The sequence below is a fragment of the Burkholderia sp. KL41 genome (assembly GCF_057005415.2).
The window spans coordinates 3,660,934-3,685,627 of record NZ_CM174447.1; the positions used below are offsets into that span (position 1 = coordinate 3,660,934).

Below are 24,694 nucleotides of genomic sequence, written 5' to 3' on the forward strand. Positions count from 1 at the left end.
GCTGCCGTTGATTCACTGCCTGGCGGAGCTGAGGCTCGCGAGATAGGTCGCCACCGCCGCGCGGTCATCTGCCGACATCGCCTGCGCGACGCGCTGCATCGTGCCGGTCGCCTCGCTGCGCGAGCCGGTCGCGAACGCGTCGAGCTGCGCAAGCAGGTAGTCGTATCCCTGCCCGGCCAGCCGCGGGAACTGCGCCTGCCCCGTCAGCCGCGCACCGTGGCAGGCCGCACACGCGCCGCCCGTTACCAATTGCTCGCCTTTCGTACGTAGTCGTGCATCCGGCTTGAAATAGCGGTTGTCCAGCGGCGCCTGCTTCGCGTAATAACCGGCCAGGCGGGTGATCTCGGCTTCGCTCATCGTCATCGCGAGCGGGCCCATCGTCGGGTTCGTGCGCTGCCCGCCCGCAAATGCGCGAAGCTGCGCGGCCAGGTATTGCGCCGGCTGGCCGGCAAGGCTCGGATACGCCTGGCTGAGCGACGTGCCCTTCACGCCGTGGCAGCCCATGCACGCGTCTGTCACGCGCGGCCACGGGCCGCCGTCAGCGTCATCGGCTTGCGCGGCCGCATCGATATGGCGCTGCAGGCGATAGAAGCCGAGCAACGTCGGGCCGTAGAGGGCCAGCAACGCACCGATCGCCACCACCGCCGTGAGCAATAAAAGCCGTTTCTTCATCTTCGTTATCCTAAGCATGACGCAGCGCATTCAGCGCCTGAAGCGCGCTTTGGTGACCGGAGCGCACGGCGCCGTCCATGTAGCCGGCCCAGATGTTCGCGGTCTCGGTGCCCGACCAGATCAGGTTGCCGCACGACGCACGCAGCGCTTCGCCGTGCGCGCTCCAGAAGCCGGGCGGGATCGCCGATACGCACGTGAGCGTCCACGGGTCGGCGAGCCCCCAGTCACGATCGTGGTACGACACCGGCGCGCGCGCTTCGTCGCCCCACGCCTGCGCATAGAGATCCATGTGCATCTGCTTCGCGGCCTGCGGATCCGACGGCACCAACGCATTCCGGACGAACGCGTTGATCACGCCGATCTCGCCGCCCGGCGGTGAATTGTCGTAAGCCCAGAACACCGGCCCGTCGGTCTGGAAGATGTGGCCGTTCAAGCCCTTGTCGCGCCAGAACGGGCGGCGGTAGACCATCGCGGTCTTGCGCGCCGGCGAATGGGCCGGCCACGCACGCTGCAACGCGTGGCGCTTTTCAGGCAGCGGCGGATCGAACTGCACCTGATGACACAGCGCCGGGTGAAGCGCCATCACGACCTTTTTCGCGCGCACCGTGCCGCGATCGGTTTCCAGCGTCACGACATCGCGATCCCAGCCGACGATCCGCCGCACCGGCGACGACAGCCGCACCTTGTCGCCCAGTTGCTGCGCCATCCGGATGCTGAGGATCTGCGAGCCGCCGACGAAGCGGGTTTCCTGCGCGCTGTGCTTGATCGAATCGAGCTGCGCGTAATCGCAATCGGCGGAGTTGATCATCGACAGGAAGTGCAGCAGCCCCATCTTCGCCGGCGCGACGCCGCCCGACAGCGAGATCGACGCGTTCCAGCCCATCCGGTCTTCCGCCTTGATGCCCTGCGTCGCGAGCCAGTCGCCGACCGACAGCCGGTCGAGTTCGCCGACCTTGGGCGACGTCCACGGCGCGCCCGACGGCACGTCGCGCGACAACCTGCTCAGTTTCGCCGCGACGGCCTCGTCGGTGCCGAAGGTGCCCTCCAGGTCGATCTCGGCGCGCCCGTCGCCGCCGAGAATCACGGTCTTGCCCGCGTAGTAGCTCGGGAACGTGCCGACTTCCAGCTCGCGAGCAAGATCGGCGACCGCCGTCTGGCCCGGGCCGATCCACTGGCCGCCGACTTCGGTCACGAAGCCGCCGCCCACGTCGTAGTTCAGCGTGCGGCCGCCCACGCGGTCGCGCGCCTCGAGCACGGCGAAGGATTCGCAGCCGGCGTAGCGCAGGTCGCGCGCGGCCGTCAGGCCCGCCAGCCCGGCGCCGACGATCGCGACATCGAGTATGTCACCTTCATGGCCGGCGGCAGGCGCCGCATCGGCCTTCGCCCGTGCGGCGCCGAGTGCGAGACCGCCCGCCGCGACCGATGCACCGGCAACCTTGAGCCACTGCCTGCGCTGCAGGTCGGCCGCCCCGCTGATGGATGACTTCCTGGACATGATCTGTGAATGACGCCTGCATTGGGGCGCGAACTCCGGCTGCCCTGGCGGCAGGCGGCCATCGTTCGCGCGGAGTCTGAAGACAGGATGCGATCCCGATCCGCTTCACCTGCCACCGGGCCGCCTGCCCTTGACGGGGGCGCTAATCCGGTTCGCATTCCTGCCTGTACACGCGCCGTACTGCCCCATACCGATAAGGATTTTCTGGCGCCCTGAATTAGTACATGTTGCAAAAGTTAGGTCATGATACATAAAACATGATCGAAAAAAAAAGGCAGGGTATTCCCCTGTCATACAGTACCTTGCTGCGCATTTGAAAGGCTATGGAAAGCAAAAATATTGCCGCTTCGACGCACAAGATGCCAATTCATGCGTGGGGCGCAACCGGGATTCGCGAATAGGTCATGCTGATGACTTCGGTGAGCCCCTCCAGGCCATCGACCACGGTAATCAGGATGTCCTGGCAGCCGCGCGTCTTGAGACCGCCGTCGCAAGGAAGCCATACCTCCCCGCTGCATTACTCTTACCGCGTTATGAACCAGCCGCGAATCTAATACAGCCGTGGCCATGGATCGTTTCGTTGTCGAAAACCGAACGAGTCGGGATAGCACGCGATGCCGACTCTTGAATAGTTTTTGACTATTGATTCGATGAATCAATATATGAGAAAAAGCTCACAATCATTGAGACCCTACAAAGAGGTCACTTTTTGCCGCCCCCCACCATCCATCCCCAATAAATCCCCTTGACGGCCTATCTTTCGATATATATCTTTAGATATGTTTTCCGACATATAGGACACGATCATGCGACACAACCCTTCCCGCGGCCATGCCCGAAGCGACGGTCATGGTGCGCATGCCCGCCCTGACTGGTTCGCCGGTCTCTGGTACGCGATCGGCCGCCACCGTCGCGGCCACGATCCGTTCGGTGGCGGCGGCCCGTTCGGCGGCCGTGGCGGGCGCGGCGGCTTTGGCGATTTCGGCGACGACGGCATGCCACGCGGCCGCCAGTTCAGCTCCGACGATCTCCAGTTGCTGTTGCTTGCGCTCGTCGCCGAGCAACCGAGCCACGGCTACGAGCTGATCAAGGCGCTCGACACGCGTTCGAACGGTTTCTACAGCCCGAGCCCCGGCATGGTGTATCCGGCGCTCACGTATCTCGAAGAAGTCGGCTTCGTCGCGTCGCAGGCGGAAGGCAACCGCAAGCGTTATGCACTGACCGACGCCGGCCGCACCCATCTCGACGCCCAGCGCGAACGGGTCGACACGCTGTTCGCACGCCTCACGCACCTCGCGCGCAAGATGGAGTTCATGCGCCGTGCGTTCGCCGGGGAATCGGCGGGCAACGAAACGCAGGACGAAACGCAAGCAGGCTGGCTGCCGGAGTTCGTCGAGGCGCGCCTCGCACTCAAGCGCACGTTGCTGCACAAGAGCGCAGCCGGCCCGGATGAACAGCGCCGCGTCGCGGCCATCTTGCGCCGCGCGACGGCCGAAATCGAAGGCGGCACCGGCGCGTGATCCGCGCCGCCCCGTCAAACATCAGGAGAACGGATTGATGCAGAACACATCCGAGCGCACCGTGACCCGCGTGCGCCACACCCTCAAGTTCCGCTTGCTGCAGGTCCTGCGCGTGCACGCCGTGACGCCGCACCTGCTGCGCGTCACGCTCGGCGGCCCCGATCTCGCGGATTTCGAATCCGCGTCGTTCGACGATCACGTGAAGGTATTTTTCCCGCCGCCCGGCGCCGAACGGCCTGCGATGCCGACGCTCGGCGCGAACGGTCCGGAGTTTCCGGAAGGCGAACCGAGGCCGGTCGCGCGCGACTTCACGCCGCGCCGCTTCGACCGCGCCGCCCGCGAACTCGATCTGGAATTCGTGCTGAACCACCCGGGCCCCGCGTCGCAGTGGGCCGCACAGGCACGCGTCGGCCAATGGCTCGGCATCGGCGGTCCGCGCGGTTCGTTCGTTGTCCCGACCGGTTTCGACTGGCACCTGCTGATCGGCGACGATACGGCGCTGCCGGCGGTCGCGCGGCGCCTCGAGGAATTGCCGGCCGGTGCGCGCGCGGCCGTCGTGATGGAAGTCGCGGATCGCACCGCGCAGATCGCATTCGACACGCGCGCCGACGTGCATGAAATCTGGCGCTTCCGCGCCGAAGCCGACGCCGCGAACGGCGACGTGCTGCTGAATGCCGTGCGCGACCTGCCGCTGCCGCCGTCCGGCGACGGCTACGTGTGGGCGGCAGGCGAAGCGCTGTCGATACGCGCGGTACGCCAGCACCTGACCGGCGAGCGCGGCGTCGACAAATCGCGCATCCGCGCGGCGGCCTACTGGAAGCGCGGCGCGGCGGCCGTGCACGAAACCCTGGAAGACTGACGGAGCGGGTAGCCGTCAAAGGCGTACCCGGCTGACCGGCGGATGACACAATCGTCGCGTCGGCGCACCAGCGGGCTTGGCACCGCTATCGCAACTGGTATATATCTGTGTGTGCGACGCCGCTGTCGGGCGACAGCCGTCGCAGCCCGCCCAGGAGCGTCCGGTCATGACAAAAGAAAACCCCGCTTCGCCTTTCCTTCGCAACCTGAAGATCGCCGGCTATTGCGGCCTTGCCGCGGTGGTACTCGCGCTGTTCGTCGCGATGTGCGCGATCCTGAAGGAAAGCGCGCTCGACCGCGACGCCGCGCAACATCCGGCCGATACGCCCGAACTGCACGATGCGGGCGGCGGACCATCCGCATCGGCTGAACCGTCCAGGACACCCGGCTGACGGCGTCCGGCCCGATCCCCCCGCTTACGGCGCGTGCCGGCGCCCCATCACGACTGCATGCACCGAATCGCCGAGCCGTTCGAGCAGCGCGGTCGCGCGTTGTCCGTACAGGTGCGCGGCCAGCGCGCCGGCCGTGCCGACCAGCACGCCGCCCGCCATGTCGAACGGCCAGTGCACGCCCGCATAGATACGCCCCCATGCAATCGCCGCGGCCAACGCGGCCATCACGAACCCGGTGAGCCGGGTCGTGCCGCCGAGCATCAACCCGACTGCCATGCTCCACGCGAACGTCATGTGGTCGCTCGGAAACGAGCTGTCCGGCGCATGCGGAATCAGTTGCGTGCCGACGCCGGCCATGAACGGACGCGGCGAGAACCAGAAATGCCCGATGACCTGCGCGAGCGCGAGCGCCACGCATACGCCGACGCCGGCTTCGATCGCCTGGCGCCGCGTCGTGCGTGCGCCGAAGATCCAGGTCAGCAGCAGCATCGCGGGCAGCGCATAGACGAGCCAGTCGGCAGCGAAGATGGCGAGGCGGGCAACGCCCGGCTGCGGCGCAACCCCGGCGTTGATGGCGGAAAAAAGGGTGAGATTGAGGGTCTGCATGAATCCGGTTGCGTGGGGCGTAAAAACTCGGCCGATTGCCCGGCCTGATACGAACGATGCTAGGGCGCTCCCGCTTAAGCGATGCTTAATGCGGCAGTCGCACGCGACGAAGCCCGCCGCGGCGAACGCACTTAGAGCCTGCACTGCAGCACAAGTTCACACAATTGTCATATTCCCGAGCGACAGCCTCCCGGAAAAGCTCACCTACCATCCCGGAAAGGCTCACCTTTTTCACATCGTGACGTCATCGATGCATGCGAATATCGGGACGCCGGGTGCCGTCCAGGCCGTTTGCATCATTCATCTCAATATTTACGCGTCGAATTCTACGAAATCGGCAACAATTAATTCCATATGCGGCATCGCACAACGGCAACGCACAGGCATAGGATTACGAGCTTACGAGCACTCATCCACGAAGCGATCAACAACAAGGAGTCCGCATGAAACCCAGCGATGTCCGATCGAAAGCGTTTGCGATGCCGTTGACCAGCCCTGCCTTCCCGATGGGCCCTTACCGTTTCGTCGATCGTGAGTTCCTGATCATCACGTATCGCACCGATCCGGACCGTCTCCGCGAAATCGTCCCCGAGCCGCTGCAGGTCACCGAGCCGCTCGTGCATTACGAATTCATCCGCATGGCCGATTCGACCGGCTTCGGCGATTACACCGAAAGCGGCCAGGTCATTCCCGTCGAGTACAACGGCCAGCCGGGCGGCTATACGCTCGCGATGTATCTCGACGATCACCCGCCGATCGCCGGCGGCCGCGAACTGTGGGGCTTCCCGAAGAAACTCGCATCGCCCACGCTGCACGTGAACACCGACCACCTCCTCGGCACGCTCGACTACGGCAAGGTGCGCGTCGCGACCGGCACGATGGGCTACAAGCACAAGGAACTCGACATCGACGAGCAGACGAAGCGTCTTGCCGGCCCCAATTTCCTGCTGAAGATCATCCCGCACGTCGACGGCACCGCGCGCGTCTGCGAACTGGTGCGCTACTACATGCAGGACATCAAGATGAAGGGCGCATGGACGGGCCCCGCATCGCTCGAGCTGGCGCCGCACGCGCTCGCGCCGGTAGCCGACCTGCCCGTGCTCGAGATCGTCGAAGCCCGGCACATCGTCGCGGATTTGACGCTCGGCCTCGGCGAAGTCGTCTACGATTACCTGGCTCAGTAACACGTCCGCAGTCCTTTCTCCCTGTCAAACCTTTCACCACGGGAATTCGAACATGAGCAACCTGAATGGCAAGACCGCAGTCGTCACGGGCGCCGCGAGCGGCATCGGCAAGGAAATCGCACTCGAGCTCGCGAAAGCGGGCGCGGCCGTCGCGATCGCCGACCTGAACCAGGACGGCGCGAACGCCGTTGCCGACGAGATCGTCAAGGCCGGCGGCAAGGCGATCGGCGTCGCGATGGACGTGACGAACGAGGAAGCCGTGAACAGCGGTATCGACAAGGTGGCCGAAACGTTCGGCTCGGTCGACATCCTCGTGTCGAACGCGGGCATCCAGATCGTCAACCCCATCGAGAACTACTCGTTCTCCGACTGGAAGAAGATGCAGGCGATCCACGTCGACGGCGCATTCCTGACGACCAAGGCCGCACTCAAGCACATGTACAAGGACGATCGCGGCGGTGTCGTGATCTACATGGGTTCGGTGCACTCGCACGAAGCGTCGCCGCTGAAGTCGGCGTACGTGACGGCCAAGCACGGGCTGCTCGGCCTGGCCCGCGTGCTGGCGAAGGAAGGCGCGAAGCACAACGTGCGCTCGCACGTCGTGTGTCCGGGCTTCGTGCGCACGCCGCTGGTCGACAAGCAGATTCCGGAGCAGGCGAAGGAGCTCGGGATCAGCGAAGAGGAAGTGGTGAAGAAGGTGATGCTCGGCAATACGGTCGACGGCGTGTTCACGACGGTGCAGGACGTCGCGCAGACGGTGCTGTTCCTGTCGGCGTTCCCGAGCGCCGCGCTCACGGGCCAGTCGTTCATCGTCAGCCACGGCTGGTTCATGCAGTGAAGCCGCGCGCCCCCACGGAAAAGCAGGCCGTCGATGCGGCGGACCTGCATCACGAAGCCGGCGCACCGGTCCCCGCACGGTCGCTGCCGTACGAAACGATTGCACTCGTGCTGCAAGGCGGCGGCGCGCTCGGCGCGTACCAGGCCGGCGTGTTCGAAGGGCTGCACGAGGCGGGCATTCCGCTCGACTGGATCGCGGGCATCTCGATCGGCGCGCTCAACACCGCGCTGATCGCGGGCAATGCACCCGAGCATCGCGTCGAGCGGCTGCGCGAGTTCTGGGAAACGATCTGCAAGCCGGCGTTCTTCCCGACGGTTCCGGCCGCATTCGAGTTCGCGCTGTTCAACAGCATCGACCAGGTTCGTACGTTCTTCACCGCGTCGCAGGCCGCGAGCGCGATGATGCAGGGCCAGCAGGGCTTCTTCGTGCCGCGCTTCCCGCCGCCGCTGCCGGGCGTGTCGGATCATCCGGAGAAGATCAGCTGGTACGACACGTCGCAATTGCGCGCGACGCTGCTGAAGCTGTGCGATTTCGACCGGATCAACTCGGGCGAAACGCGCGTGTCGGTCGGCGCGGTCAACGTCGGCACCGGCAACTTCGTGTACTTCGACAACTCGCGCATCCGTCTCGCACCCGAGCATTTCATGGCGTCCGGCGCGCTGCCGCCCGCGTTCCCGCCGGTCGAGATCGACGGCGAGTACTACTGGGACGGCGGTGTCGTGTCGAACACGCCGCTGATGGAAGTGCTCCGCGCACGGCCGCGCCGCGACACGCTCGCGTTCCAGGTCGACCTGTGGAGCGCGCGCGGGCCGCTGCCGCGCACGATGGCCGACGTCGCCGAGCGCACGAAGGACGTGCAGTATTCGAGCCGCACGCGCTTCGTGACCGACACGCTGCAGCGCGAACAGCGCTACCGCAACGTGCTGCGCCACGTGCTCGAGCAGGTGCCGGAAGAGCAGCGCAAGGCGGATCCCTGGTGCGTCGAGGCCGATGCGATGTCGTCCAGCAAGAAGTACAACATCCAGCACCTGATCTACCAGCAGAAGGCGTACGAGCATCACTACAAGGACTATCAGTTCGGTCTGTCGACGATGCGTGACCACTGGTCCGCGGGTCTCGACGACATCCGCAAGACGCTCGCAGTCAAGGACGGCCTCGCGCTGCCCAACAACGACGCGGGTTTCGTGACGCACGACATTCACCGCAAACGGTAATGCCGTGCGCGACGGATCGGCGCGATGCATGCGCCGGTCCGTCCTCTTCTCCGATCAGACATGCCGATTTTCATTGCACTGTTCGCGCTCATCGCTGCCGGATGGGGCGCGGTTCACCTGTTTCACGTCATCGCCGCGCAGTTCGGCCAGCCGGTCGCGATCGCGGCCGCCGTGCTCGCCGCCGCGATCCTGATCGCGCTGGTCGCCTGGTGGATCAAGCGCCGCCGCGACATCGCACCGAATACGAAGGAAGAAGGCTGGACCCACGTCGTGCATCGCGCGTGGGGCGAGCTGCGCGTGTCCGCGACGCAGGGGCTGCTGTGGCTGTCGCACGACGGCGCGGACGGCCGCTATACGCTGTCGCAGCTCGACGGCTGCCAGGCTGCGCCGATCGGCGGCCGCTGGCATCTCGTCGTGCACGTGCGCGATAGCGTGCGCAGCGAATGGAAGCTGCCGATGATGGACAAGCGCGACGCGCAACGCTGGGCGCGCGTGCTGACGCTCGCGAAGGACAACCGACTTTGAGACGGCATGCCGTGGATGCACGGGCACGGCATGCACGCATGAACAGCCGCGCCGCCTAGCCTGCATGCCGGTGCGCTATCGCGCGCCGAGCGCCCACAACGCATCGAGTACATGCTGGGTCGCCCGCTCGACCGGCCCCGCCCGATGGGCGATCCCCAGTTCACGCCACAACGCCGGGCGCAACGCCCGCATGACAATGCGCGCATCGGGGAGCGGGGCGCCCGCCTCATGCGGCAGCAGCGTCGCGCCGTACCCCGCGGCGACCAGGCTCTTGATCGCATCGTTGTAGTTGAGTTCGATCCGCGGCTCCGGCCGGTGGCCGCCGAGCGCAAACCATTCCGTCGTCAGCCGTGACAGGCGGGTGGTCGCATCGTTGAGAATCAGCGGGCGGGCGGCCAGATAGCCGGGCGTCACGCGCGCCGGAAGCGGCCAGTCCGCCGGCAGAAACGCCATCACCGGATCGCGCCGCCACGCGCGGATCGACAGCCCCGCGACGGCCGTCTGCGGCAGCGCCACCAGCCCGACATCGAGCGTGCCCTGCGCGATGCGCGCCAGCGTGTCGTGCGACGTGAGCACCGCGATCTGGACATCGATGTCCGGATGCTGCTCGCGCAAGCGGGCCACCGCCTGCGGCAGCAGGTGCGCGATCGCCCCGGTCGATGCGCCGAGGCGCACGCGCCCGGTCAACCCCTGCACCTGTCGCTGCACATCGTCCAGCGTGGATTCGACCTCGGCCAGCAGGCGGCGCGCGCGCTCGACCAGCACTTCACCGATGGGCGACGGCCGCACGTTTCCGCGCGTGCGGGACAGCAACGGCGCGCCGATGCGGCTCTCCAGTTCGGCAACGTGAAGGCTGACGGTCGGCGGCGCGAGGTGAAGCAGTTGCGCCGCGGCGACAAAGGACCCTTGGTCCGCGATGGCGACCAGCGTGCGCAGGCGGTCCAGGCTGATCTCCCGCATTCTCCACCTCTCGTTCAAGAAAACTGAATCTGATGGTCAGTAAATTCAACTTTTTCTATTCTAGGTGCTCGGTGGACGATACGGCTTTCCCGACCACGAACGCAAGGAACGCGACCACCATGAGCCAGCCCACTGTCTACATCGACGGCGATCAAGGGACGACCGGATTGCAGATCCACGAGCGCCTGCGCGGGCGCACCGACTTGCGGCTCGTCGCGCTGCCGGAGGCCGAGCGCAAGGATCCCGTGCGGCGCGCCGAAGCGATCAACGCGGCCGACATCGCGATTCTGTGCCTGCCCGACGCGGCCGCACGCGAAGCGGTCGGCTTCATCCGGAATCCGGCGGTACGCGTGATCGACGCGAGTTCGGCCCATCGCACGCAGCCGGAATGGGTCTACGGTTTTCCCGAGATGGCCGACGGGCAGGCACGGGCGATTGCACACGCACGGCGTGTCACCAATCCGGGCTGCTACCCGACCGGCGCGATCGGGCTGCTGCGGCCGCTGCTGCAGGCCGGACTGCTGCCGCGCGACTACCCGGTGAGCATCCATGCCGTGTCCGGATACTCGGGCGGCGGGCGGACCGCCGTCGACGCTTTCGAAGCGAACGATGCTTCGCGCGCGAAACCGCTCCAGGTCTACGGCCTCGCACTCGCGCACAAGCATGTGCCCGAGATCCGGCTGCATGCCGGTCTGGCGAATCGTCCGTTGTTCGTGCCGGCTTACGGTGCCTATCGGCAAGGCATCGTGCTCACCGTGCCGATCGAGTTGCGTCTGCTCCCTGCCGGTGTGACCGGTGAGCAACTGCATGCGTGTCTCGCGCACCATTACGCAGAGTCGCACCACGTCGACGTCACGCCGCTCGCGGACACGCATGCGATCACGCATCTCGATCCGCAAGCGCTGAACGGCACCAATGACATGCGGCTCGGCGTGTTCGTCAATGCCGAGCACGGCCAGGTGCTGCTGTCCGCCGTGTTCGACAATCTCGGCAAAGGCGCATCCGGCGCAGCCGTGCAGAATCTCGACCTGATGCTCGGGGCGGCAGGCGCGGCACAAGCGGCGTAAGCCGTGTGCGGGCACCAGCGTCGGCAAGCCCGGCACCTCGCGACCGCGATGTGTTGGTACCCGTTCGACCCGACCGGCTCGCGACGCGGTTGCGAGCCGGAAACGGGGCCTGCCGATGTTGCGCACATGCCCCCGTAAAAGCTCACCTTTAGCCGGTTTCAGGCCGTATCGTCACCCGCCGCGGCATTCAAGCCAGCCAGCGTCTCCATCAGAAAATCCACGCACACGCGCACTTTGGCCGACGCCGCGACGCGCTCCGGATACACGGCCCAGATGTTCGCGGGCTGGATTGCGTCCGGCAGCACGCGACACAGTGCACCGCGTTCGATCAGCGGCGCGGCTTCCCAGATCGAACGCAGCACGATGCCGCGCCCGGCCAGCGCCCATTGCACGGCGACCTCGCCATGGTTCGTCGACAGCGCGCCGCCAACCTTCACCGTGGTCGTTTCACCGCGCACGTTCAGCCGCCACACGCCGAACGGGTGATCGCGCTCCTTGATGGCAAGACAGTCGTGCGAAGCGAGATCCGCGAGCGAGCGCGGTGTACCGCGCCGGGCGAGATAGTCGGGCGACGCACACAGCACGCGGTAGTTCGCGGCAAGGCGGCGCGCGATCAGGTGATCGGCGATCTCGTCGCCGATGCGCACGTCGAGGTCGTAGCCTTCGCCCGCGACGTCGACGAGCCGGTCGAACAGATCGAGCCGCACGTTCAGTTGCGGATAGCGTGCCGAGAAGTCGAGCAGCGCCGGCGCGACGATGTGCCGGCCAAAGCCGAAGCTGCTCGAAATGCGCAGCGTGCCGCGCGGCACCGTGCGCGTGGTCGACACGTCCTCGACGAGATGATCGACGTCGTCGAGAATCTTCTCGGCGCGCGCGAACACGCGCTCGCCTGCTTCCGTGACCGTCACGCGGCGCGTCGAGCGATGCAGCAGGCGCGTGCCGAGCTGCGCCTCGAGCAACGCGATGCGCTTGCTGACATAGGCAGGCGACACCGCGAGCTGCTCGGCGGCCGCGCTGAAGCTGGTCAGGCGGACGACCATGCTGAACACGCGCAGGTCGTCGAGATTCGGCGATTTGTTCACGATTCGTGGAAAGTCGATTAACCTTTCGCGGGATTTTAATCCAGATGGAAATAAATAGAATGACGTGACGCGCCGCTGCCTCTCCCCGCGGCCAGCCCACCAGCCAAGGAGCTTTGCATGACCGACAGGACCTACAGAATTGCCGTGATCCCCGGCGACGGCATCGGCCGTGAAGTGATGCCCGAGGGCCTGCGCGCGCTCGACGCCGTGACCGCGCGCTTCGGCATCCGCTTCGACTTCGTCCAGATCGACTGGGCGAGCTGCGACTACTACGCACAGCACGGCAAGATGATGCCGGACGACTGGAAGGCGCAACTGTCGGGCATGGACGCGATCCTGTTCGGCGCGGTCGGCTGGCCCGCGACGGTGCCCGATCACATTTCGCTGTGGGGCTCGCTGCTGAAATTCCGCCGCGAATTCGACCAGTACATCAACCTGCGGCCCGCGCGCCTGTTCGACGGCGTGCCGTCGCCGCTCGCCGGCCGCCGCGCGGGCGACATCGACTTCATGATCGTGCGCGAGAACACCGAGGGCGAGTATTCGTCGGTCGGCGGCACGATGTTCGAAGGCACCGATCGCGAGATCGTGATGCAGCAGGCGATCTTCACGCGTCACGGCACCGAGCGCGTGCTGAAATTCGCGTTCGAACTCGCGCAGCGGCGCGCGAAGCGCCTCACCGTCGCGACAAAGAGCAACGGCATCGCGATCAGCATGCCGTGGTGGGACGCACGCACGGCCGAGATGGCCGAACGTTATCCCGACATCGCCGTCGACAAGCAGCACATCGACATCCTGTGCGCGCGTTTCGTGCTGCAGCCGGACCGCTTCGACGTCGTCGTCGCGTCGAACCTGTTCGGCGACATCCTGTCGGATCTCGGGCCCGCCTGTACGGGCACGATCGGCATCGCGCCGTCGGCGAACCTGAACCCCGACCGCACGTTTCCGTCGCTGTTCGAACCCGTGCACGGCTCCGCGCCCGACATCACGGGGCAATACATCGCGAACCCGGTCGCGATGATCTGGTCGGCGGCCCTGATGCTCGACTTCCTCGGCAACGGCGCAGGCCGCGAACGCGAAGCGCACGATGCGATCGTCGCCGCGATCGAGGACGTGCTGCGCACGGGGCCGCATACGCGCGATCTCGGCGGCAACGCGAGGACACAGGAAGTGGGCGAGGCGATCGCCGCGCGCATCGCGGGCTGACGATCAGGTCCGGCGCAATCGCACGCGCCGGGCAGAGGCTGCACGAATCGGTGTGCGGTGAGTTGCACGCCATGCGTTTGCGCACGCATGCGAATTCCCGAGCCTGCCTGGTGAAGTCGAGCGGTGAGCAACGTCACACCGCAACGCGCACTGCACGCGCCATCCGTCGTCGACGTCGATACGATCGGTGAGTTGCACGCCACATGCGTGCACACCGATCGTCAAACCGCTACCGGCCCCGATCGATCGGTGAGATCCATCGCGTGGTGAAGCACACCGTTGCATACCGATACGCGCATCACGAGATCCCGACGTGCATGGCACGTCCGCTTTGCCCGGGACAATGCCGCGTCGAACGGCTCGAAGCACACAGTCCGACGCGACATTTTCCCTCGTCCCGAAAAACCTCACCTTCAGCGCATCGACTCCCGAATTTCCTCACCGTTGAAGCCCGGCGATGCGTTCGCCGGTCCGTCGAGTCGGCACGCGCCTCACAGGCCGAGATCGGACAGCCCGGGATGATCGTCCGGCCGACGGCCGAGCGGCCAGTGATAGAGACGATCCTGCTCGCGAATCGGCAGGTCGTTGATACTCGCGTGACGATGCGCCATCAGCCCGTTTTCGTCGAACTCCCAGTTTTCGTTGCCGTACGAACGGAACCAGTTGCCGGCATCGTCATGCCATTCGTACGCAAAGCGCACCGCGATGCGATTGCCGTCGAATGCCCACAGCTCCTTGATCAGCCGGTAGTCGAGCTCGCGCGCCCACTTGCGCTGCAGCAGCCCGACGATCTCGTCGCGACCGGTCACGAATTCCGCGCGATTGCGCCATCGGCTTTGCGGCGTATAGGCGAGCGACACGCGCTGCGGGTCGCGCGTGTTCCACGCATCCTCGGCGGCGCGCACTTTCTGGCGCGCCGTTTCGAGCGTGAAGGGCGGAACGGGCGGACGGACTTCGAGGGAAGCGGACATGGGTTGCTCCTGTTCAGGTTCTGGCCACGGACAACCGCGGCCGGTTCGGATTCGCTGCTTCGACTACCGTGATACCGCGTCGAGCAGCAGTTCGGCTGTCGCGCGCGCATCGCGCGCGGCGTTTGCATCACCACTGACGAGCGCCACGCCGATTGCGCCGTCGATCAGCACGAGCCACTGACGCGCGATACGCGCGAGCCCACGACGCTCGATGCCGGTTTCATCGGCATACGCATCGAACCGCTCGCGCACGAACGCCAGCAAGCGTGCCTTGTGCGCGCGTGCGACGACGCGCACCGGATCGTCGGCATCGGGAATCTCGCCCGATGCGTTGAGGAACGCGCAGCCGTGAAAGTCGGGTTGCCCGAACCAGTCGCGCAGCACGTCGAACATGCCGAGCAGCTGCACGCGCGGTGCCTTGCCGCGCGCCAGCGTCGCGTCGACGAACCAGCGCATCCAGCGCTCGTCGCGACGTTCGAGCGCGGCCAGCACCAGCGCCTCTTTCGATTCGAAATGCGAATAAAAGCTCTTTCGCGCCGCGCCGGATCGCTTGACGATCGCATCGACACCGGTTGCATGGATGCCGCCCGAGTAGATCAGCGCTTCGGCTGCATCGAGCAGCCGGTCGCGAACGCCCGGTTCGCCGGAAGGGTCGTGATGTGTGTTCATGGGTTTACGGTAGAACGATCGTTCTCCATCGTCAACACCCGGATGAAAAAGCCCTGCTGGCGGGAGGGCTGAAGCGCGGCCTGGCCGCGCGATGCGCGCCCGCCGCGTTTACGACATTTTTTCTTGAAGCGGGCGCGCGACGCTCACTACACTTCGGTCACCCTGTCTGGGCGAAAGGACATCATGCAGCGACCGGAATCCGCGCGCCCCGCGCGCGCCTATGCGGCTTATGCCAAGCGGCTCGATGGCCGCATCGTCGTGCGGCGCTTCGACCCGCGCAACGATTCGTACGACACGTTGACCGCGCTGCTGCATCGCGCCTTCGCACCGCTCGGCGCACTGGGCTTCAACTGCCCGTGCGTCGATCAGCCGGCCTCGGCGACACGCGAACGCGTGCTCACCGGCGAGTGCTTCGTTGCGCTCGGCAACGCGCATCTGGTCGCGACGATGACGATGCGTTCGCACGATCCCGATTCCCGCTGCGATCCGTACCGCAGCCGGCACGTCGCGACGCTCGGCCAACTGGCCGTCGATCCCGTCTGGCAGGACCGCGGCATCGGCCGATCGCTGCTCGCATTCGCGCAACGGCGGGCCGCCGCGCGCGGCGCGACGCACCTGGCGCTCGACGCACCTTACGCGGCGGTTCGGCTCATCGATTTCTATCGTCGCGAAGGATTTCAACCGGTCGACGTGATGCGCTTTCCGGGGCACAACTACGACAGCACGATCCTGTGCAAATCGGTCTGCGTCACGAACGGTCGCATCGTTACCGGTGATACGACGCAGATCGACATTGCACGACCGGTCGGTGCCGCGTCGTGAAACACGACATGCCGAAGCGCGAAGGCGGCGACGATCGCACCCGGCTCGCCGTCCGGCAGGCACGCGTGCGCGCTGCACTGCGGCTGCGTGGCGTGTTGAAGCTGACGATCGTCACGATCGCGGTCGCGCACGTGCTGGCATTCGTGTTCGACAGCCTGCTGGTCGTGGCCGGCTTCGCGCCGGATGCCGCAGCGGTACTGCTGTTCCGTTTCGTGACGTGCGCGCTGGTCAGCTTCTGGCTGCAAGCGGATGCGTTGCGCGCGTATCAATACGCGGTGCAACACGGGTTCGTCACCGCGCACGGAGTGCACGGCGGCCCGGTCGACGTTGCGCCGCAGTGTCCGAGACGCTGGCTCGTCGTGTTGAGTCTTCAGCTCGACCCACGCGGGTTGAACGGTGAACGGATCAAGTAGCCGTCGGCGCACCGATCGACGTCGATCGATATCGAATGGTTTCACGCATGAGTGAGTCGCGACGACGCGCGCAGGCTCACGGTTGACGCCGCGGTTCGGCACGACATCGCGTGCGGTGCATGACGAGCGGTCGCGCGGCAAGGCAAGCGGGGAAGTGTCTGGAAGGGGAGAGCAGGTGCCGGAAGGCACGAGGGCGGAAAGCGAGGCAGCTTCCGTCAGGTGAAGTGAACGTGCGATTGCAGTTCACCGACGCGCAATCGTGTCGCGATTCGGCGCGCCAACACAGCTCCCGAATAATCTCACCTTGAGCCCGGATTCGTGCGTTTCGGCCTCGAAAACGCAGACGTAAACGAAAGCGGGGCAGGCGGCGAACACGCAGCACTGCCCCGCGGCACTCAGGCCGTCCAGTCGAGAATCACCTTGCCGCTCTCGCCGGACAGCATCGCGGCAAAGCCTTTCTCGTAATCGTCGGCCGCGAAGCGATGCGTGATGATCGGCGACAGGTCGAGGCCGCTCTGCAGCATCGCGACCATCTTGTACCAGGTCTCGAACATCTCGCGGCCGTAGATGCCCTTGATCTCGAGCCCCTTGAAGATCACCTGGTTCCAGTCGATCGCCGTCTGCGCAGGCGGAATGCCGAGCAGCGCGACCTTGCCGCCGTGGTTCATCGCCTCGAGCATGCTCGTGAACGCGCTCGGCACACCCGACATTTCGAGGCCGACGTCGAAGCCTTCGGTCATGTGCAGGTCGGTCATCACGTCGCGCAACGACTCGCGCGCGACGTTGACCGCGCGCGTCGCGCCCATCTTGCGCGCGAGTTCCAGCCGGTAGTCGTTGATGTCGGTGATGACGACGTTGCGCGCGCCGACGTGCTTCGCGATCGCAACAGCCATGATGCCGATCGGGCCCGCGCCGGTGATCAGCACGTCTTCGCCGACGAGGTTGAACGACAGCGCCGTATGCGTCGCGTTGCCGAACGGATCGAAGATCGACGCGAGATCGTCGGAGATCTCGGGCGGGATCTTGAACGCGTTGAATGCGGGAATCGCCAGATACTCGGCGAACGCGCCTTCGCGGTTCACGCCGACGCCGACCGTGTTGCGGCACAGATGCCGGCGCCCCGCGCGACAGTTGCGGCAGAAGCCGCACGTGATGTGGCCTTCGCCGGACACGCGATCGCCGATCGCGAAGCCGCGCACTTCCTGCCCCATCTCGACGATCTCGCCGACATATTCGTGACCGACGTGCATCGGTACGGGAATCGTCTTCTGCGCCCAGTCGTCCCACTTCCAGATATGGATGTCGGTGCCGCAGATCGCCGTGCGGCGGATCTTGATCAGCACGTCGTTGTGGCCGACTTCGGGGCGCTTCACGCGCGTGAGCGTGAGGCCGGGGCCGCGTTCGAGCTTTGCCAGTGCTTTCATGGTCGCGCCTCCGTCAGATCACGCCGAGCGACTTGCCGACGCGCACGAACGCGGCGACCGTCTGGTCGATCTGTTCAGGCGTATGCGCGGCGCTCATCTGCGTGCGGATGCGGGCGCGGCCGCGCGGCACGACGGGGAACGAGAAGCCGATCACGTAGACGCCTTCGCCGAGCAGCTTGTCGGCCATGTTCGTCGCGAGCTGCGCATCGCCGAGCATCACCGGGATGATCGGATGCGCGCCCGGCACGAGCGTGAAACCGGCTTCGGTCATCTGCTTGCGAAACCGCGCACCGTTCTCGCGCACGCGCTCGCGCAGCTTCGCGCCTTCGTCGCTGCCGAGCAGCTCCAGCACCTTCAGCGATGCCGCGGCGATGCTCGGCGTAAGCGTGTTCGAGAAGAGATACGGGCGCGAGCGCTGGCGCAGCAGCTCGACGACTTCGCGACGCGCGGCGACATAGCCGCCCGATGCGCCGCCGAGCGCCTTGCCGAGCGTACCCGTGATGATGTCGACGCGGCCTTCGACGCCGCAGTGCTCGGGCGTGCCGCGGCCGTGCGTGCCGATGAAGCCGACCGCATGCGAATCGTCGACCATCACGAGCGCGCCGTAGCGATCGGCGAGATCGCAGATGCCTTTCAGGTCGGCGATGATGCCGTCCATCGAGAACACGCCGTCGGTCGCGATCAGCTTGTGGCGCGCGCCCGCTGCATCGGCTTCCTTCAGCTTGGCCTCGAGGTCGGACAGGTCGTTGTTCTTGTAGCGGAAACGCTTCGCCTTGCAGAGACGGATGCCGTCGATGATGCTCGCGTGGTTCAGCTCGTCGCTGATCACCGCGTCGTTCTCGTCGAGCAGCGTCTCGAACAGCCCGCCGTTCGCATCGAAGCAGCTCGAATAGAGGATGCTGTCCTCGGTGCCGAGAAAGGCGGCCAGCGCGCTTTCCAGTTGCTTGTGCACGGTTTGCGTGCCGCAGATGAAGCGCACCGATGCCATGCCGAAGCCGTCCTGGTCGAGGCCGGCCTTCGCCGCGTCGATCAGGCGAGGATCGTTCGCCAGGCCCAGGTAGTTGTTCGCGCAGAAATTGAGCACGCCGGCACCGCCGGCGAGCCGCACGGCTGCCGCCTGGGGACTCGCGATCTCGCGCTCGGTCTTGTAAAAACCGTCCGCGCGGATCTGGTCCAGCGTCCCGCGCACCTGGGCGAGAAAGGCATCACGCATCGCAAAGCTCCTGACAGGGTTTCGCATTCCGCGACGCGCCACTCGTGGCGGCGGCGCAACGGCCTGCTACTGTTATAGTCGGTCGTTCGGTTGACCGCATTTATCCGATATTCCGAACTAGAATTCGAAATATCGAACAACTCTAAGCGAACGGAATCCAAATGGCAAGTTCCTCCGGTTCGCGGCGCACGCCTGCCAGCGCCGCACCGCAAGCGCCGGCCGCCACGCCGCCGCGTGTCGGCGAGCAGATCCAGCGGCTGCGCAACGAACGCAAGCTGACACTCGACGACCTGTCGCGCGCAGCCGGCGTATCGAAATCGATGCTCTCCGAGATCGAACGCGACAAGGCCAACCCGACGATCGCCGTGGCGTGGCGGCTGACGAACGCACTCGGCATCACGCTCGACGAGCTGTTCTCGCAACCGAAGGCGCCCGAGACTATCCGCGTCGACGGCCCGCACGACATTCCGACGCTTGCCGGCCATGACGGCCGATACCAGTTGCGCGTGTGGGGCCCGATCGACCTCGCCGGCAAGTTCGAGTGGTACGAGCTGACGCTGCCGGGCGGCGGCGCACTGATATCGAACGCCCACGAGCCCGGCACGCGCGAGCACCTGACCGTGCTGCAGGGCGCGATGGAAATCGAAGCCGCGGCGGCAAGCCGGCGCCTGAAGGCAGGCGACACCGCGCGCTACCCGGCCGACGAGCCGCACGCGATCCGCAATCCCGGCAAGGCCGAGGCGCGGGCACTGCTGATCGTGATACACCGCTGACGGCGCGGATAGCCGGCCGAAAGGCCGATTGCAGGCCAGTTGCGGAAAACACTGTATGTTTGTACAGTATACGGACATTCCGCCATGCATGGGCTGGAGCCGGCGCACCGAGGCGCCTGCCTGGTCGACAGGAGCCTGCAATGACAGAAGAACAAGATTTGGCCGCGCTCAGCTTCAAGGCTGCCGCGCACGACCTCGAGCTGATCGTTCGCCATATCGCCGGGCGTTATATCCGCCAGCGCGTCCCGCTGACGTGGCGCCTGCTGCACGCGATCGAAGCCGAGGCACTTGCCGATCTCGGCTTTGCCAGCCGGCATGAGGCCGGCATGCGTCAATTGTTCGAACGGCCGTCGGACATGACGTTTCCCGAAACGGACGATCCGATCGACTTCGGGCGCTCGAACGCGCTACCCGCCGTATTTTCGTTCGCGGTTCTCGCGTACGAAGCCGCGTCAACCTCGAACGACACCGCGCCTCGCGAGCGGGCTCACCGCCCGTCCAAGGCGTGGGGCGACTGACTGCCCGCCCAGGCCGCCACGCGTGGCGCGCCTTGTCCTGCCCCTTGCCTCTTGATGCCCGAGACGTTGCGGAAAGGGCTAGCATATACGCAACTAACGGAATAAATCACATGTCCCTTCCTACCTCTCCCGACACCCCGGCACGCCCGGAAGAAACAGACCTGTTCGACCGCGGCGCGTCCGACTGGATCGTCTCTCCCGAAGCCGCATTCGATGCATGGCTCGCCATGCAGGACTATCGTCGCTCGTCGGTCGACGTCTATCGCGCGCAATGGGGCGCGTTTCTCACGTGGCTACGTACGCACCAGAAAAATCTGGCGACGGTCGATACGGCAACCATCGCAAATTTCGTCGGCGAGCTCCCGATCCGGAAAACCCAGCGGATGCGCTATCTGCGGCTGATCGAGCGCGTGCTCGACCATATCCGGCGCACCGAATACGCGTCGACCAACCCGGCCCGGTTCATTGCTCAGGATGGCGAAGCGAACTGGCGCAAGGCTCGCGACAACGAACCTACCGGTTTCCTCACGCCGGCCGAGCGCGCGACGTTGCTCACGTACCTGTTTTCGCCGATCGGCGTATCCGGTTCCGCGTACTGGAAAGAGCGGCGCGACCGCGCGCTCGTTGCCGCGTTTCTCGGCGCCGGCATTAAAACCGGTGAAGCTCGTGCACTTACGATTAGTTGCATCAATACAGCTGGAACGTCGCTGCAGATCGAGTCGACGCACCCTGATTTCGCGCGCGAAACCCATCTGGCGTCATTCGCGATCGCCCTGCTCGAAGCGTGGCTCACCGAGCGCAAGCGCCAGGAGATTCCCGGTGAACTCGTGTTCCCCGCATCCCATGCCGGGCGGCCGATGCACAAGGCGACGATGCTGCGCGCCATCGACGCGATCGTCGAATCCGCCGGGCTCACGTCGTCACGCACCGCACGCGCCAGCCCGCAAACCCTGCGTAATACCTACGCGGCCGAACTGTTCGAACACGACGTGCCGCCCGAACGAGTCGGCAAATGGCTGGGCTTCATGCGACCGATCTCGTCGAACCGCCTGCATCGCGCATGGAAGAACTGGCGCGACGGTCTCGCCGACAACAATGCCGACGGTGACGCGTCGGGCATCGACGAAACTCACTGATCCCCAAACGGCTGCTCACGCCAAGCGATCCGTGAGCAGCCTTGTGTGGCACAGCCTCACCGTTCAATCGCTCCCGAAAAACCTCACCTCAAGCTCCCCGGATCGTCTCACCTGTGCGGTGCAGCCGCCCCTTGCGTCACGTGCGCACAAAGCGGGCGACAGCTTGCAATCGGGATGGCCATACGCCCGAAGCGTGTTCGCACTCGGGGCAGGCCACTTCAAAACCCTCTTTTCCGTGTGACAGCTCGGGCTCACCGTCGCAATGCGGACAATGGGCCGGTACCGGGGTCTCTTGATCCAGTGAGGTGCCAATCGCGGCAAACGCCTCCGCATCCAGTTGCCCGGCATCAGCCAGGCGTCGGATCAGCGCGGCGATTTCCGGATTCATTCCGCGGCTCGCGCGCAGCAAACTGACATCGCGCGTCGCGCGTTCCAGTTCATCTCCCTGGCTGCGCAACTGTTCTTCGAGCCGGTCGGCACGCGCCTTGGCCGCACTCAATTGCTGCAGGAAATCGAATTCCTTGCGCTGAACGTCGCGTAAGCCGTTCTGGTAGGTCGACGCCGTGCTGCGCAACGAGTCCAACTCGACCAGCATCGGCTTCACGCGACGTTCGGCTTCGGCCACCGCGTCCTTGATTTGCTGCGCGTAGTGCTCGGTGCGCTGCTGCAGTTCGGCTTGAAGCACATCGATGCGGTCGCGCAGCGTGGCGTTCTGCGCCTGCTCGGCTTCGATACGGCCGGCCGCCGCAGCCAGTTCCTTCTCCAGTCGAGCGACTGTGGTGAGTAACGTCGCTTCGCTTGCCGAACCGTGCGTCGTTTGCGATGCGAGCTGGACTTCGAGTTCGGTCACGCGCGCCTGCAATTGCTCGTTTTTCGTTTCGCCACGTGCGAGCGCGCCTTCGAGCGTCTCCTGGCGGACGATTGCGTCGCGCAACCGCTGTTCGGCATCGGCCACGCCGGCGCGGACCTGTTGGCGATCGACATCAAGGCTGTCTCGCGCGGCTTTCAACGCTTCTTCATAGAGTGCCCCGAGCAACGCGCCGGCTTTTTCCTCGACGGCTTTCGGAATTGCGGCACCGTCGAGCCTGACCTTGGAGGCGGAACGGATGCGCTCCCAGAAATGGTCGATGTCTTTCGGGATATCGCTGGCGCTGCCGGTCTGGGTGAGATCGCGGACGTTGGCAGCCGACGGCCGGATGCCAAGATCGAAGAACAACCGCTTGCATGCGTGCAGTGACAATTCCTGCCGTCGCGCACCTTTTGCACGCAGCGATTCCAGTTCGTCCCGAATGGTTTGGCGTATTTCGTCCAGGGTCATCGCTGTGCTCACAGGCATTGAAGTGTGGCAATCATAACGAAATACGTACTTTTCGATACTTGTTTCGGGTCAACGTTGTGAATTTACGTCGCTTTGCACAGAAATCGGGTCTGTGAACCGATCTGGGCGACTGTGGTCCAGGATTCCGTGAAACAAAGCGAAGAAAGTTAGCCAAGTCCTTGTCGCACAAGCGTTTTCCTGTCGATCCCGAATTTCGGCATTTGTTTCACATGACAGCGGATCCGGTTGCCTGCCGGTGTTCAGGGGTTGGGGTGTCTGTGGAAAACTCTGCAGCCGATGTCTTGAGAGTATTAGAAGTAAACACCCTTGAACCCTTAGTTAAAAACGTTAACGCCACGGCACAGCCTTATGCTGCAAGGCTTTCCGGCAGACAAGGTGAAGTTTTACGGGAGCCAAGGTGATCTTCTGCGGGAGCTGAAGTGATGGGGTTCAGGGAGCTGCGTGAGCCGTTGCGGGAAAGGTCGTGAGCGGATTCGGGATCACAGTGAAACACGAGATTTCCCAAAGGTGAGGCTTTTCGGGGCCTCACAGCCACAGAACCCGCGCTGTGCCTGACTGCACAGTTTTCTGCCTGTGCAGACATGGGTGAGAATTTGCGGGACCTGCTTTGCGCCCCGATTCTGCCCATCTTTTAGGCAGTTTCTGTGAAAGGTGAGGTTTCACGGGACTCCGCGGGCGTTTGATGTGAGGATTTCCGGGAAACGGACGCCATTTTGCACAGCAAAAGTGCTCTCGTGGGCCTGTGATGCACTAAAGGTGAGGTTTTTCGGGAGGGAAATCCGGGTTTTCCTGCCCGGATCCCGCTGAGGTGAGCTTTTTCGGGGCATGGATCACAGGCTGTGATTCGGGCCACAGGTGAGCCTTTTCGGGAATGGAATTTGCCCGAAAAATGGTCAAAGGTGAGGCTTTTCGGGATCTGTGGACGGCCGAATTGGCCGAAAAGCCCGCCAGGACTGGAAGAAATCTCGTTTTCGCTGTGCCTATTTTTGGCACAGGTGAGATTTTTCGGGGGGCGACATACCGTTGTCGTATGAGGGATTTCCATCGAAAGGTGAGGTTTTTCGGGGGATGTCGGCGGCGCACAGCCAAATGCCTTCTGTGCATAAGTATCGGAAGGCATTGAGGTTTTTGATACCGCATCAGTTACGGTGAGGTTTTTCGGGAGCTATTTCCGTGCCAGAAGTGGCACAGCGATTTTTCGCTAAGGTGAGCGTTTTCGGGAGGCTCTGGTGGCGAATCCCGCGCGCGCCGGGCATTCGCCGGTATTCAGACGAATGAACATGCTGTGCTCAAGGTGAGTTTTTTCGGGACCCGATACGGTTTATGCGCTGTACAATGCGCGCCCGGGCCGGCACAGCAGGCTCGTTCGGGTCGCGCGGGCCGGTTGGGCGGACGTCTTCCGGGGTGGCCGACCCGATCACGATCGCCCGGTGAGTCGCGCCTGTACATGCATACAGGGCTGAGCGGGTCGATCGGGAAGTGCGATGAGGTGGGATCGCAACCCTGTGCCGAACTCACGGCTGCGCAGTCGTAAAATTGCGACAAATCGAAAGGTGAGCCGATACGGGAGCACATTTCGCACGTTCCGTGCACAGGTGAAATTCTGTGAATCGGCGCATCCCGCAGCACGTCTGGACGAGTCCGGAACGCTGCAAATCCGGACTGGTGAGGGTTTTCGGGAGCGCCTGGGGTGAGTGCCGTTTTACACGCGCACTTCACCCGCTATGGTGAGCATGTCGTTCTGGACGCACTTCACCGCAGACGCTATCCTTCCGGAAAACTTCTCCTCCGACCCGACGT

General features: G+C 64.8%; 24 protein-coding genes and 1 pseudogene. 14 read left to right on the top strand and 11 right to left on the bottom strand.

Annotation, left to right across the window (positions count from 1 at the left end; all coding sequences use genetic code 11):
* Nucleotides 1-12: 12 nt before the first annotated feature.
* The 3 genes and pseudogenes from PQB87_RS33950 to PQB87_RS33960 all read right to left on the bottom strand — a co-directional run.
* On the bottom strand, nt 13-672 hold the full coding sequence (locus PQB87_RS33950) for a c-type cytochrome (RefSeq protein ID WP_489243401.1): 660 nt from the start codon (nt 670-672) through the stop codon (nt 13-15).
* A gap of 10 nt (nt 673-682) precedes the next feature.
* Entirely contained in the window at nt 683-2,167 is a 1,485-nt protein-coding gene (locus PQB87_RS33955; RefSeq protein ID WP_489243402.1) for a flavin monoamine oxidase family protein, read from the bottom strand.
* 382 nt (nt 2,168-2,549) lie between these two features.
* A pseudogene (locus PQB87_RS33960) lies at nt 2,550-2,669 on the bottom strand (transposase); the annotation flags it as partial.
* Between the two features lie 304 nt (nt 2,670-2,973).
* Between PQB87_RS33960 and PQB87_RS33965 the strand changes: the two are divergent.
* From PQB87_RS33965 to PQB87_RS33975, 3 genes are all read left to right on the top strand, one after another.
* Nucleotides 2,974-3,687: a PadR family transcriptional regulator gene (locus PQB87_RS33965; protein ID WP_059684732.1), complete on the top strand. Its 714-nt coding sequence runs from the start codon at nt 2,974-2,976 to the stop codon at nt 3,685-3,687.
* A gap of 37 nt (nt 3,688-3,724) precedes the next feature.
* Complete coding sequence (locus PQB87_RS33970) at nt 3,725-4,546, top strand: siderophore-interacting protein (RefSeq protein WP_027790183.1); 822 nt, start codon at nt 3,725-3,727, stop codon at nt 4,544-4,546.
* Between the two features lie 166 nt (nt 4,547-4,712).
* Nucleotides 4,713-4,937, top strand: a complete 225-nt coding sequence (locus tag PQB87_RS33975; protein WP_489243403.1) for a hypothetical protein — start codon at nt 4,713-4,715, stop codon at nt 4,935-4,937.
* Nucleotides 4,938-4,961: 24 nt separating this feature from the next.
* On the opposite strand, the gene PQB87_RS33980 is transcribed toward PQB87_RS33975, so the two are convergent.
* Nucleotides 4,962-5,543, bottom strand: a complete 582-nt coding sequence (locus tag PQB87_RS33980) for an undecaprenyl-diphosphatase (RefSeq protein WP_059489788.1) — start codon at nt 5,541-5,543, stop codon at nt 4,962-4,964.
* Between the two features lie 443 nt (nt 5,544-5,986).
* On the opposite strand from PQB87_RS33980, the gene PQB87_RS33985 reads away from it, so the two are divergent.
* From PQB87_RS33985 to PQB87_RS34000, 4 genes are read left to right on the top strand one after another with little or no spacing between them, the layout of a single operon-like run.
* Nucleotides 5,987-6,727 carry an acetoacetate decarboxylase gene (locus PQB87_RS33985; protein ID WP_021157498.1) on the top strand — a complete coding sequence of 247 codons (741 nt, stop codon included), beginning with the start codon at nt 5,987-5,989 and terminating at the stop codon, nt 6,725-6,727.
* 52 nt (nt 6,728-6,779) lie between these two features.
* The gene (locus PQB87_RS33990) at nt 6,780-7,565 is read left to right on the top strand and encodes a 3-hydroxybutyrate dehydrogenase (protein WP_048021178.1); all 786 of its coding nucleotides are present in this window, start codon (nt 6,780-6,782) and stop codon (nt 7,563-7,565) included.
* Nucleotides 7,562-8,779, top strand: a complete 1,218-nt coding sequence (locus PQB87_RS33995; RefSeq protein WP_021163707.1) for a patatin-like phospholipase family protein — start codon at nt 7,562-7,564, stop codon at nt 8,777-8,779. The genes PQB87_RS33990 and PQB87_RS33995 overlap by 4 nt, the downstream gene beginning before the upstream one ends.
* A gap of 60 nt (nt 8,780-8,839) precedes the next feature.
* A complete protein-coding gene (locus PQB87_RS34000) occupies nt 8,840-9,304 on the top strand; it encodes a signal peptide protein (RefSeq protein ID WP_301862864.1) in 465 nt (154 codons plus the stop codon).
* Nucleotides 9,305-9,379: 75 nt separating this feature from the next.
* On the opposite strand, the gene PQB87_RS34005 is transcribed toward PQB87_RS34000, so the two are convergent.
* Nucleotides 9,380-10,264 carry a LysR family transcriptional regulator gene (locus tag PQB87_RS34005; RefSeq protein WP_021163709.1) on the bottom strand — a complete coding sequence of 295 codons (885 nt, stop codon included), beginning with the start codon at nt 10,262-10,264 and terminating at the stop codon, nt 9,380-9,382.
* A 119-nt stretch (nt 10,265-10,383) separates the two neighbouring features.
* Here PQB87_RS34005 and argC point away from each other — a divergent pair, with 119 nt between their 5' ends.
* A complete protein-coding gene (gene argC / locus PQB87_RS34010) occupies nt 10,384-11,331 on the top strand; it encodes an N-acetyl-gamma-glutamyl-phosphate reductase (RefSeq protein WP_111938660.1) in 948 nt (315 codons plus the stop codon).
* A gap of 158 nt (nt 11,332-11,489) precedes the next feature.
* Here the strand turns inward: argC and PQB87_RS34015 are convergent, their stop codons facing one another.
* The gene (locus PQB87_RS34015) at nt 11,490-12,413 is read right to left on the bottom strand and encodes a LysR substrate-binding domain-containing protein (protein ID WP_489243404.1); all 924 of its coding nucleotides are present in this window, start codon (nt 12,411-12,413) and stop codon (nt 11,490-11,492) included.
* Nucleotides 12,414-12,530: 117 nt separating this feature from the next.
* Here PQB87_RS34015 and PQB87_RS34020 point away from each other — a divergent pair, with 117 nt between their 5' ends.
* Nucleotides 12,531-13,616, top strand: coding sequence for a tartrate dehydrogenase (locus PQB87_RS34020; RefSeq protein ID WP_060068049.1), 1,086 nt, complete (start codon nt 12,531-12,533; stop codon nt 13,614-13,616).
* 491 nt (nt 13,617-14,107) lie between these two features.
* On the opposite strand, the gene PQB87_RS34025 is transcribed toward PQB87_RS34020, so the two are convergent.
* Together PQB87_RS34025 and PQB87_RS34030 are read right to left on the bottom strand one after the other, a co-directional pair.
* Nucleotides 14,108-14,587 (bottom strand): nuclear transport factor 2 family protein, encoded by a 480-nt coding sequence (locus PQB87_RS34025; RefSeq protein WP_048021168.1) that lies wholly within the window; start codon nt 14,585-14,587, stop codon nt 14,108-14,110.
* Nucleotides 14,588-14,650: 63 nt separating this feature from the next.
* Nucleotides 14,651-15,256, bottom strand: coding sequence for a TetR/AcrR family transcriptional regulator (locus PQB87_RS34030; RefSeq protein ID WP_059708685.1), 606 nt, complete (start codon nt 15,254-15,256; stop codon nt 14,651-14,653).
* Between the two features lie 183 nt (nt 15,257-15,439).
* On the opposite strand from PQB87_RS34030, the gene PQB87_RS34035 reads away from it, so the two are divergent.
* Complete coding sequence (locus PQB87_RS34035; protein ID WP_233344400.1) at nt 15,440-16,078, top strand: GNAT family N-acetyltransferase; 639 nt, start codon at nt 15,440-15,442, stop codon at nt 16,076-16,078.
* Nucleotides 16,075-16,491, top strand: coding sequence for a hypothetical protein (locus PQB87_RS34040; protein ID WP_489243405.1), 417 nt, complete (start codon nt 16,075-16,077; stop codon nt 16,489-16,491). Before PQB87_RS34035 ends, PQB87_RS34040 begins: the two co-directional genes overlap by 4 nt.
* Before the next feature lie 395 nt (nt 16,492-16,886).
* Here the strand turns inward: PQB87_RS34040 and tdh are convergent, their stop codons facing one another.
* Nucleotides 16,887-17,915, bottom strand: coding sequence for an L-threonine 3-dehydrogenase (tdh, locus tag PQB87_RS34045; RefSeq protein ID WP_021163717.1), 1,029 nt, complete (start codon nt 17,913-17,915; stop codon nt 16,887-16,889).
* Between the two features lie 13 nt (nt 17,916-17,928).
* The gene (locus PQB87_RS34050; protein ID WP_021163718.1) at nt 17,929-19,128 is read right to left on the bottom strand and encodes a glycine C-acetyltransferase; all 1,200 of its coding nucleotides are present in this window, start codon (nt 19,126-19,128) and stop codon (nt 17,929-17,931) included.
* 161 nt (nt 19,129-19,289) lie between these two features.
* On the opposite strand from PQB87_RS34050, the gene PQB87_RS34055 reads away from it, so the two are divergent.
* From PQB87_RS34055 to PQB87_RS34065, 3 genes are all read left to right on the top strand, one after another.
* Nucleotides 19,290-19,901, top strand: a complete 612-nt coding sequence (locus PQB87_RS34055) for a helix-turn-helix domain-containing protein (protein WP_153490347.1) — start codon at nt 19,290-19,292, stop codon at nt 19,899-19,901.
* A 140-nt stretch (nt 19,902-20,041) separates the two neighbouring features.
* Nucleotides 20,042-20,419 (top strand): DUF2471 family protein, encoded by a 378-nt coding sequence (locus tag PQB87_RS34060; RefSeq protein WP_021163720.1) that lies wholly within the window; start codon nt 20,042-20,044, stop codon nt 20,417-20,419.
* A gap of 110 nt (nt 20,420-20,529) precedes the next feature.
* Nucleotides 20,530-21,555 carry a tyrosine-type recombinase/integrase gene (locus PQB87_RS34065; RefSeq protein ID WP_489244331.1) on the top strand — a complete coding sequence of 342 codons (1,026 nt, stop codon included), beginning with the start codon at nt 20,530-20,532 and terminating at the stop codon, nt 21,553-21,555.
* Nucleotides 21,556-21,691: 136 nt separating this feature from the next.
* Here PQB87_RS34065 and PQB87_RS34070 read toward each other — a convergent pair whose 3' ends face one another.
* On the bottom strand, nt 21,692-22,873 hold the full coding sequence (locus PQB87_RS34070; RefSeq protein ID WP_489243406.1) for a DNA-binding protein: 1,182 nt from the start codon (nt 22,871-22,873) through the stop codon (nt 21,692-21,694).
* Nucleotides 22,874-24,694 lie beyond the last annotated feature (1,821 nt).